The 9,312-nt window shown below is 72.7% G+C and carries 10 protein-coding genes and 1 pseudogene; 3 read left to right on the plus strand and 8 right to left on the minus strand.

Features of this window, described 5'->3' with window-relative positions:
* The first annotated feature begins 100 nt into the window (after positions 1-100).
* Complete coding sequence (locus IE277_RS39550; RefSeq protein WP_189958565.1) at positions 101-982, plus strand: CBS domain-containing protein; 882 nt, start codon at positions 101-103, stop codon at positions 980-982.
* A gap of 3 nt (positions 983-985) precedes the next feature.
* Here IE277_RS39550 and IE277_RS39555 read toward each other — a convergent pair whose 3' ends face one another.
* From IE277_RS39555 to IE277_RS39565, 3 genes are all read right to left on the minus strand, one after another.
* A complete protein-coding gene (locus IE277_RS39555; RefSeq protein ID WP_444544855.1) occupies positions 986-1,579 on the minus strand; it encodes a response regulator in 594 nt (197 codons plus the stop codon).
* Positions 1,580-1,634: 55 nt separating this feature from the next.
* Complete coding sequence (locus IE277_RS39560) at positions 1,635-2,291, minus strand: CBS domain-containing protein (protein WP_189958567.1); 657 nt, start codon at positions 2,289-2,291, stop codon at positions 1,635-1,637.
* A 129-nt stretch (positions 2,292-2,420) separates the two neighbouring features.
* The gene (locus IE277_RS39565; RefSeq protein ID WP_189958568.1) at positions 2,421-4,136 is read right to left on the minus strand and encodes a SulP family inorganic anion transporter; all 1,716 of its coding nucleotides are present in this window, start codon (positions 4,134-4,136) and stop codon (positions 2,421-2,423) included.
* A 243-nt stretch (positions 4,137-4,379) separates the two neighbouring features.
* Between IE277_RS39565 and IE277_RS39570 the strand changes: the two genes are divergently transcribed.
* Both IE277_RS39570 and IE277_RS39575 read left to right on the plus strand, forming a co-directional pair.
* Positions 4,380-5,285: a universal stress protein gene (locus IE277_RS39570; protein ID WP_189958569.1), complete on the plus strand. Its 906-nt coding sequence runs from the start codon at positions 4,380-4,382 to the stop codon at positions 5,283-5,285.
* 34 nt (positions 5,286-5,319) lie between these two features.
* Complete coding sequence (locus IE277_RS39575; RefSeq protein ID WP_189958570.1) at positions 5,320-6,222, plus strand: universal stress protein; 903 nt, start codon at positions 5,320-5,322, stop codon at positions 6,220-6,222.
* 381 nt (positions 6,223-6,603) lie between these two features.
* Here IE277_RS39575 and IE277_RS39585 read toward each other — a convergent pair whose 3' ends face one another.
* From IE277_RS39585 to IE277_RS39600, 5 genes and pseudogenes are all read right to left on the minus strand, one after another.
* Positions 6,604-7,047, minus strand: coding sequence for an OsmC family protein (locus IE277_RS39585; protein WP_189958571.1), 444 nt, complete (start codon positions 7,045-7,047; stop codon positions 6,604-6,606).
* Positions 7,044-8,225 carry a site-2 protease family protein gene (locus IE277_RS39590; RefSeq protein ID WP_189958572.1) on the minus strand — a complete coding sequence of 394 codons (1,182 nt, stop codon included), beginning with the start codon at positions 8,223-8,225 and terminating at the stop codon, positions 7,044-7,046. Before IE277_RS39590 ends, IE277_RS39585 begins: the two co-directional genes overlap by 4 nt.
* Before the next feature lie 186 nt (positions 8,226-8,411).
* Positions 8,412-8,594 (minus strand): hypothetical protein, encoded by a 183-nt coding sequence (locus tag IE277_RS48120; protein ID WP_229882308.1) that lies wholly within the window; start codon positions 8,592-8,594, stop codon positions 8,412-8,414.
* Positions 8,595-8,701: 107 nt separating this feature from the next.
* A pseudogene (locus IE277_RS50275) lies at positions 8,702-8,932 on the minus strand (hypothetical protein); the annotation flags it as partial.
* Positions 8,929-9,165 carry an STAS domain-containing protein gene (locus IE277_RS39600; protein ID WP_189958573.1) on the minus strand — a complete coding sequence of 79 codons (237 nt, stop codon included), beginning with the start codon at positions 9,163-9,165 and terminating at the stop codon, positions 8,929-8,931. The pseudogene IE277_RS50275 and the gene IE277_RS39600, both read right to left, overlap by 4 nt.
* Positions 9,166-9,312: the final 147 nt, after the last annotated feature.

Raw genomic sequence — 9,312 nt, forward strand, 5'->3', positions numbered from 1 at the left:
GGCCGCCACGCCGTCCCACCAGGGCCGTTCGGCACTAGGCGGGCGGCGGTGAAGCGGAAGACTGGAACGGTAGGCAACCCGACGGAGTCCGGAGGCCGCCGTGAACGAGCACACGCACTTCTCCGCACAGGCCGAGGCCCGGCTGACCCAGCCCTCCCGCCCCTGGAGCCCCGGCGAGGACAAACGGCAGGAGATGCTGGTCCGCTATCTGGGCGCCGTGGCCGCCGCCGCGGCGAAACACGTGGGAGCCGAGGAGCAGCCGCCGGCACGGGAGAGCGGTGCGTCCCGCCCGGCGCCACAGGGCACACCGTCCGCGCAGCGGCCCGGCCGGGCGCCCGGCGCCGGGATGCCGCTCGTGCGGGACGTCATGGACGTGCCCGCGGCCTCCCTGCGGGACGACCTGCCGTACCGGGACATCGCCCGGCTGCTCGCGCGTGAGCAGGTCGGTGCCCTACCGGTGGTGGACGCGGACGACCGGGTGGTCGGTGTCGTCTCGGAGTCGGATCTGTTGGCGAAGGTCGCGTTCGAAGCCTCCGGTCACCGGCCGGGGCGCGTGGGCAGGCTGCGGGAGCGGAGCCTGTACGGCAAGTCCAAGGGCGAGACGGCGGCCGATCTGATGACCAGCCCCGCGATCACGGTGCTGCCCGGTGCGACCGTCGCCGAGGCCGCCTGGCTCGCCGCGCTGTCCAGGCTGAAGCGGATTCCGGTCACGGACAGCCAGGACCGGCTGGTCGGTGCCGTGGGCCGTGACGCGTTGCTTCTGGCCCTGATCAGGGACGATGCCGCCATACAGGCGGAGGTCGAGGACAGCATCCGAGCCGTCTGCACCCCCGGTGACTTCAAGGCCGTCGAGGTGACCGTGCACGACGGAATCGTCGAGCTGGCGGGCCGGGTGCCGTCGGCGACCGGATCCCGGATCGTGGCCGAGGTCGAGACGATCGCCGACGTGGCCGAGATCAAGAACCTGCTCACCGCGGTCTGAGACTCAGTGGTCCTTGTGGTCCTCGCGCACCGCCGCGCCCGGCGGCTCCAGGTGGGACACGAGGACAGCCGCCTGCACCCGGCGCTGGACGCCGAGCGTGGACAGCATCCGCGAGTTGTGGTTCTTGACGGCCTTCTCGGACAGGTACAGCTTCTTGCCGATCTCCCGGTTGGTCGGTCCGTCGCCGACGAGGATGTCCCGTTGCATGAGGCGAGCGGTGGTGGCGGGGTCGAGCATCGACCGCCCCGAGGCGACGGTCCGTACCGCCGAGACGAGGTCGGAGCCCTTGATCTGCTCCAGGACGTAGCCGGACGCTCCGGCCGTGATCGTGTCCAGCAGGGCTTCCTCGTCGTCGAAAGACGTCAGCATCGGACACGCCACCTCGGGTATCCGGTCGCGCAGTTCGCGGCAGACCGTGATGCCGTCCCCGTCCGGCAGGCGGACGTCGAGCACGGCGACGTCCGGGTGTGGCGCCGGACCGCGAGTGAGTGCGTGCTCGGCGGTGTCCGCGTCGCCGACCACCTGGATGTCCGGTCCGGCGTCGAGCAGATCGGTCAGTCCGCGCCGCGCGACTTCGTGGTGGTCCAGAAGGAACACACGGATCGGGTCCTGCACCAGGGCCGACCGGCCTCAGTCCCTCCATGGTTGTCAGTCACCGCATGGTCGTCTCGTGCGCGAGGTCGAACTGCACGTCCACCACGCCCTCCACGGCCCGCACCAGGCGCGCGGCGACCGGGACCAGAGCGCTGTCGCGGATGCGGCCGGTCAGCGTGACGACTCCGTCCCGCACCTCCACCTGGACGGCCGCGGAGGACAGCGGGAAGAGATGCGACACGATCTCGCGCCGGACCTCATCGGCGATGTCCTCGTCGTCGCGCAGGAAGACCTTGAGCAGGTCGGCCCGGCTGACGATCCCCTGGAGCAATCCGGCCTCGTCGACGACGGGCAGGCGTTTGACCCCGCCCCGCGCCATGATCCGCGCGGCCTCGGCGACCGTGGCGTTCGCCCGGACGGTGAGGGCAGGGGCGGACATCAGGTCGCCCGCGGTGGCCGCCCCGGCCTTCGCCACGTCGACCGGCTGACGCAGTTGCAGGTAGGCCGCGTCCGGGTCGTCCCTCAGCTCCTCCTTGGGCAGCAGGTCGGCCTCGGAGACCACACCGACCACCCGGCCCTCACCCTCGATCACCGGGAGGGCGCTCACCTTCCAGTCCTGCATCAGCTGCACGATCTCCTTGAAGGGGGCCCGACGGCCGATGGCGGCGACCGTCTGGGTCATGACATCGCTGACGGTGTGCGGGGTGCCGTACATGGTGAACTCCGTGAGATCTGTGTCGGTCCTGCCCTCACCAGCCTGTGCCAGTGCGGCAGGCGTGGACAGGGGCCACCCGGCCCTCCGGGCGGGCCGTCCGGCTTCGGCCCGCCCGGACCCGGGCGGCGGTCAGCGATTGCCGCACCACGCCCGGTACGCCGCCACCGCGGTGGGCAGGGTCGGGAAGATGCGCTCGGCGCCGACGGACTCCGCCAAGCCGTAGGCCTCCAGGTCGTCCAGCAGGTCCTGCTTGACCCGGGCGAGGGCGAACACGATGCCGGAGCCTGTCAGCTCCCGGCGCAGGTCGTCCACGGCGTCGAGGGCGGTGATGTCGACCTCGACGTTGGCCTCGGTGTTGAGCACGAACCAGCGCACCGGTTCCGTCTGTTCGTGGACGGCGGCCAGCGCCCGGCGGTGGAAATCGTCGGCGTTGGCGAAGAACAGCGGCGAGTCGTAGCGGTATACCAGCAGGCCCGGGATTGTCCGTGCCCGCGGGTAGTCGTCGACGTCGTGCATGCCCGCCACCCCGGGCACCAGGCCCTCGACCGCGTCGTGCGGCCGGGCCACCCGCGTGAGCAGTTCGGCGACCGACAGCCCGACGGCCACGAGAACGCCGTACAGGATGCCGAGGGCGAGCACGCCCGCCAGGCAGCCGAGGGCGAGGAGAAGTTCGCGGCGCCGGAAGGAGGCGAGCCGGCGGAAGCCCGCGACGTCGATCATGCGGGCCGCGGCGTAGACGACGAGCGCGCCGAGCACGGCCGCGGGCATGCGGGTCAGCAGCGGCCTGAGAAACAGCAGGACGGCCAGCACGACCGCCCCCGCGACCAGCGAGTACGCCTGGCTGCGGGCGCCCGCCGAGGCCGCGAGCGCCGTACGGCTGGCGCTGCTGCTCACGGGGAAGCCATGGAGCACCCCGGCGCCCAGGTTGGCCGCGCCCAGGGCCAGGAACTCCCGGTCCGAATCGAGCGTGCGCGTTTCCGCGTCGCCGCGGTGCGCGAACGCCCGCCCGGTCAGGATCATGTCGGTGTACGCCACCACGAGCACACCGAGCGCGGGCAACACCAGGCGGGGCACCTCACCGAGATCCGGCAGGGAGACGTCCGGAAACCCGGAGGGCACCGCGCCGATGACCGCGACCCCGTACCGGGTGTCGAGGCCGAACGTGACCACGGCGGCCGTCGTGAGCACCACGGCGAGCAGCGGTCCGGGCAGCGCGGGGAGGAATCGGGCCATGGCGAAGAGGAACACGAGGACGGCGGCGGACAGGGCCGCGGTGGCCGGGTGGATCTGTGACAAGTGGGTGAAGAAAGACCTCAGTTGAGGCAAGAAGTCGGGACTTCCGGCGGGCATGCCCGTGAGCCGGGGCAGCTGATCGACCGCCATGAGTACGGCGACCCCGGCGAGATAGCCGATCAGCACCGGGCGGGAGAGCAGGTCCGCGAGGAAGCCGAGGCGAACCGCCCTGGCAGCCAGGCACAGCAGACCGACCGTGACGGCGAGAGCGGCCGCCAGCGAGGCGTAGCGTCCGGGGTCACCGGCAGCGAGGGGACCCACGACCGTGGCCGTCATCAACGCGGTGGTGGACTCGGGGCCGACCGACAGCAGACGTGAGGTGCCGAGCAGCGCGTACAGGGCGAGGGCGGGCAGGACCGCCCACAGTCCGGCTACCGGCGGCAGCCCCGCCACCGCCGCGTACGCCATGACCTGTGGTACGAGATACGCGGCGACCGTCACCCCTGCGGGCAGATCGCGCCGCAGCCAGGATCGTCGGCGCACGAGCAGAGTGCCGAGCGCGGCCGTCGAGAGCCGTCCCCCTGTCCCTCGCCCGCCCGCGCCTTCCGTCATGCGCTGTCCTTCGTGGTCCGCCTCCGGCATCGGTCGGCGAACGGGTATCACGCCTCACCCGACACTCCCACACTGCACTCCCCATCGCCCCGCCGACAGGGCCGCTCCGCCCCGCGCCGGGCGCCCGCGGGAAGTACCGGGGACCGGGGCCGTTCGGCCCCGCATAGGGACCTGCGGCCTCTGACCCCGCGACCACGGCGTCACCACGCTGGTATCGGATCCCTCGTCCCGGAGGTGGAGACCATGACCCGAACCATCACCGTAGGTCTCGACGGCTCGCCCGAAAGCCGGGCCGCCGCCGAATGGGCGGCCCGCGAAGCCGGACTGCGCGGCCTGCCGCTGAAGATCCTCCATGTCTTCGAACCCCCGCCCGCGCCCGTGGCCCAGGCACCCCTGCTCGGCGCCGAGACCAGCCAGGACTGGGTGGAGAGGATTCCCCTGGAGGCCGCGGAGGGCCTTCGGCTGCGCCACCCCGGTGTCGAGATGATCACCGATCGGGTCACCGGCGAACCTGCCCGGACATTGGTCGAGGCGGCGGACGGCGCCGAGATGCTGGTGCTGGGCTCGCGCGGCCTCGGCGGGATCGGCGGGTTCATGGTCGGCTCGGTCAGCCTGTCCGTCATCGCCCACGCCACCCGACCGGTGGTGCTGGTCCGGGCCGGAGAGCAGGCCGCCGACGAACACAAGACGGACCCCGCGGGCATCCCGTCGGCAGCGACCCCCTTCCAGCCTGTCGTCGTCGGCGTCGACACCGGCGACGTGAACGAGACGCTCCTGGAGTTCGCCTTCGAGGCCGCCGCGCTCCGCGGCACGTCCCTGAGGGTCGTGCACGGCTGGCCGGAGCCACCCTCCGCCTTCTACCGCTTCTACGGCGACGCGGAACTCGCGGGCACGCTCTCACGTGAACAGGCGACTGTCCTGACCGAGGCACTGCGCCCCTGGCGGCAGAAGTTCCCGGACGTCGACGTGGTCGAGGCGAGCCGCTGCGGCAGTGCCGCGCAGGTCCTCGTCAGCGCCGCCCGCGACGCTTCCCTGGCCGTGGTCGGTCGGCGCATACGCACCAGTCCGTTCGGTGCCCATGTCGGTCACGTCACCCACGCCGTTCTGCACCACGTCGTCGCGCCCGTCGCCGTGGTCGCGCATGCCTGACCTACGGCGAGGAGGGGGAACGAGGAGGAGGACCATGACGGATCTTCCGATCGTCGTGGGTGTGGACGGCTCGGAGCCGAGCCTGCGCGCCGTGGACTGGGCGGCCGACGAGGCCGCCCTGCGCGCGGTGCCGCTCCGGCTGGTGTACGCCTCGCTCTGGGACCGCTACGAAGGCGCCCTGACCGCCCAGGAGCTCGACAGACCGGTGGAGGAGGTGATGGCCCAGGACGTCGTCGGCACCGCTCGGGAACGGGCGGAACGACGTCGGCCGGGCGCCAAGGTCACCACCGCTGTGCGGCCCGAGGAGCCGGAGTACGCACTCGTACGCGAGAGCCGTACCGCCCTCGCCGTGGTCCTGGGCTGCCGGGGCCGTAGCGGAATCGCCGAGGCGTTGCTCGGTTCCGTCAGTGTCACGGTCGCCGGGCACGCGCACTGTCCGGTCATCGTGCTGCGGGGCAGCTACGACAACCAGGCCCGCTCCGGGACCCGCGGCCGCGTCGCCCTCGGAGTGGGCGAGAAGCCCGCCGGCTCGGCCGCGGTACGGTTCGCAACCGAGGAGGCCGTGTTGCGCGGGGTGCCCCTGGAAGCCGTACGAGCCTGGCGGCGCCCCGCGCACGCGACCACCGGCCATCCTCCCCCAGACTTCGTCCGGGGGTACCCCCGGCTCGCCGGCGAGCCGGCACACCTCTACGAGCGGCAGGCCGGCGAGGCGGTGGAGGAAGCCCTGCGGGACGCACCGGCCGGCCTTGATGTGCGCCGCGCCGCTGTCGAGGGCCATGCCCGCGACGTCCTGATCGCCGCGTCCTACGAGGCCGACCTGCTCGTCGTCGGCGCCCGGCGCCGGCCCGGACACTTCGGGCTCCAGCTCGGCCGTGTCGCCCACGGCGTGCTGCATCACGCGGCGTGCCCGGTGGCTGTCGTACCCGAACTGCCCTGACCCGACCGGCGGGTTGGCTGGGGAGGTCACCCGGCTCCTCGCGGACCACTGGATCAGCGGGCTTCCGGTGGTCGGGGACGACGGCACGGTCGTCGGGGTGATCTCCGAAACGGACCTGACGGAGCGGCAGTCGGCCGGAGCCGGCCTCCGTACAGCCGCAGCGCTGCGGGCTGGCGCAGCTCACCTTGCTGCGGCCCGACGAGGAGATGCGTCCGGAGGTCATCGACGATGTGCTGGTACGGACGCTGTGGCTGCCACCGCGCGCCGCGTCTCGGTGGAGTCGCGCTCACGCGTCGACTCAATGGCATGCGGCCGCACGCCGGCGAGCGGTCCTGACGGACCACGTCCGTCAGGACCGCTCGGCCGGTGCCGCAGGGATGCTCAGCCGAACTCGACGGTGACCCGCGGTGTGTGCCGGAGCGTGTTGTGGACCGTGCAGTGGTCGACCACCGCACGCAGCCCCTCGCGGCGCGCCTCACTCAGTCCCGGTGGCGTCGTGACACGCAGGTCCACGGAGGCCACGCGGGCCGGCCGGCCGTCGGCCATCGTGAACTCGGCCGTCACACTGAGGTGTTCCACGTCGAGGTGGTGGCGTTCCAGGAAGCCTCTCGCGTAGTGGGCGACGCACGCGGCCAGGGAGACCACGAACAGTTCGACGGGAGTGGGGCCGACGTCGTCGCCACCCGCGTCGAGGGGCTGATCGATGACGAGGGCGTGGCCCCGCATCTTCACCGTGAACGCCTGGCGCCCGGAGTAGGTCACCTCCACACGACCGGGCGGCAGCGGGACGGGCGGGACGGCGGGCAGGGTCGTGTGGGACATCATTCCTCCTTCGAAGGCTCCGGAAGGTGCCGACGCGGCCCGTCGGGGCCGGGATGGCCGGCGGAGGCCGGCCAGGCCAGGGCGCGGGTGATGTCGGAGAGGGTGAGGATGCCGACGAGCCGGCCGCCGTCGAGGATCAGGGCTCGGTGCAGCGGGCTTTCCTGCAGGCGGGGGACCAGGTCGACCACGGGCTCGTGCGGAGCGGCTGTCACGACCTCGTCGAGGGGGCGCATCACGTCGCGGACGGTCGTATGCGCGCGCTCCTGCGCTGGTGTCCACTCCATGCGCCGCACGGTGAGCAGTCCGGCGACCGAACCGTCCGCCCCCAGTACCGGGAACGCCGAGTGCCGGTAGGGACCGAAGGGACCGTCGGCCAGGAAGTCGGAGAGAGCGGCCGTCGTGGGCACGGTGACCGGGTCCGGGGTCATGACCCGGCTGACCGGGACTCCGGTCAGGGCGCCCCGCAGCTGTGCCTGACGGGCCTCGGCGGTGGCGGCGGCGATGAGGAACCAGCCGATCAGCGCGGGCCACAGGCCGGCGATGTCCCCGGCGAACAGTACGTCCGCGAAGCCGCTCGCCACCAGGAACCAGCCCAGCATCCGGCCCGCCGCAGAGGCGCCCCGGGTGGCCCGCAGCGGGTCACCGGTGCGGTGCCACAGGTAGGCCCGCAGCAGCCGCCCGCCGTCCAGCGGGGCGGCGGGCAGCGCGTTGAACACGGCCAGCAGTACGTTGATCGCGGCCAGCCACACGATCGCCTCGACCACCAGCCCGGACGCGTGCAAGGCGTGCAGCCCCGCCGCGACACCCGCGAACACGGCGCCGGCCAGCAGGCTCGTCAGCGGTCCCACACCGGCGATCCGCAGCTCGGCGGCGGGCGACGGGGCCTCGCCGCGCAGCCGGGCGGCCCCGCCCAGCATCCACAGCGTGATGCCCTCCACCTGCACGCCATTGCGCCGGGCGACCACGGCGTGCGCCAGCTCGTGCGCGAGCAAGGAGACGAAGAAGACGACGGCGGTCAGGACCGCGAGCGCCCAGTACGCGACGGGGGAGTGACCGGGATGGGTGGCGGGGAGACGTCCGTGTGCCAGCGCGACTGTGATGAGGGCGAAGATGACCAGGACGCTCCAGTGCAGGCCGATCCGGACACCGGCGATGCGGCCGAGGGGCAGTGTTTCGTCCATGAACCTCGCCTCACCTTCCGGCTTTCACCGGCACGGAATACGTTTGCGGCCCCTTCAGACTGTGCGCCGGCCGTTCCGAGCTGGAGGGGCCGGTCGGCTCTTGTCGGGGGCGGGTCGGCCCCGAGGCGGTCGGTACGGCACGCCACGCGCGGGCGGCACTCGCCCACGTCGGCCCGCTCCGCGTCCTCAACGGGGTTCCGCCGCGTCCCACTCCCGGTCCCAACGGGCCATGCGCCGCCGGTCGAGCCGGGCCCGCGCGAGCGCCGCTGCCCCGTATGCGGGGGCGGCGACGGCGAGGGCGGCCGCGGCGCCGAAGAGGCTCGCCTCGACGTCGCCCTCGGCACGACCCGTCGGCTTCGAGGGAGCCAACCGGCTCTGGTCGTCCTGCCGGACCAGCACCCGGGAGCCGGCTCGCAGGCTCCCCCGTCGACCAGCGTCTGTCCGGTGCGCGAGATGCCGTCCGGAGCCGTCCACCGCACGGCCGCCCGGACCAGACCGTCCGCCGTCAGAGCCGCGGCGGCGCCGCCCGGTGCGTCGGCCAGGAGTGCGGCGTGGGCCGCGTGCGGGTGCGCATGCTGCTGCGCAACACATCCTCGGCGGCACTGTCCGTCCTCACTCCGGCTACGCGCTGCCGACCACCACGACGACCCAAGTGGCCAGGACGGTCCAGGCCTCGACGACGTCCTCACGCCGGCGCAGTGGATCACTCCGCCGACGCCACAGCGGATTCCTGACGTTCATCGGGCACCTCCGCCTCGTGGTGACACCTCAGACGCCGCAGTCGTCCTGGCTGGGCGAGCACCCGGTTGCCCGCGCAGCACAGGACAGCCAGCCCGGCACAGTCGGTGAACGTGACCGGACGTAGATCCAGCACCAGTTCGGGGCGGGGATCCGGGGTGAGCGTGTCCAGCCGTTCCGACGGCGGGGGCGTCGACAGCACGTCGCTCTCTCCCCCCGCAGGGCGACCACTGTCGCTCCGCAAGCTGAGCGGTGCGCCACACACGACACCGGTTTGGTGTGTTCGCCAGGGTTGCGTCCAGGGGAGTGGTGTACGGGTTCGACCTGATCCGGGGGTTTGCTCCGGTGT

It is taken from the genome of Streptomyces alanosinicus (assembly GCF_014650595.1).
Lineage (GTDB): Bacteria > Actinomycetota > Actinomycetes > Streptomycetales > Streptomycetaceae > Streptomyces > Streptomyces alanosinicus.

Bases quoted from the DNA above. Each gene is read 5' to 3' on its own strand.
- IE277_RS39560 (WP_189958567.1), bottom strand. From the start codon at position 2,291: ATGTACGGCACCCCGCACACCGTCAGCGATGTCATGACCCAGACGGTC.
- IE277_RS39565 (WP_189958568.1), bottom strand. From the start codon at position 4,136: ATGACGGAAGGCGCGGGCGGGCGAGGGACAGGGGGACGGCTCTCGACG.
- IE277_RS39570 (WP_189958569.1), top strand. From the start codon at position 4,380: ATGACCCGAACCATCACCGTAGGTCTCGACGGCTCGCCCGAAAGCCGG.
- IE277_RS39575 (WP_189958570.1), top strand. From the start codon at position 5,320: ATGACGGATCTTCCGATCGTCGTGGGTGTGGACGGCTCGGAGCCGAGC.
- IE277_RS39585 (WP_189958571.1), bottom strand. From the start codon at position 7,047: ATGATGTCCCACACGACCCTGCCCGCCGTCCCGCCCGTCCCGCTGCCG.
- IE277_RS39590 (WP_189958572.1), bottom strand. From the start codon at position 8,225: ATGGACGAAACACTGCCCCTCGGCCGCATCGCCGGTGTCCGGATCGGC.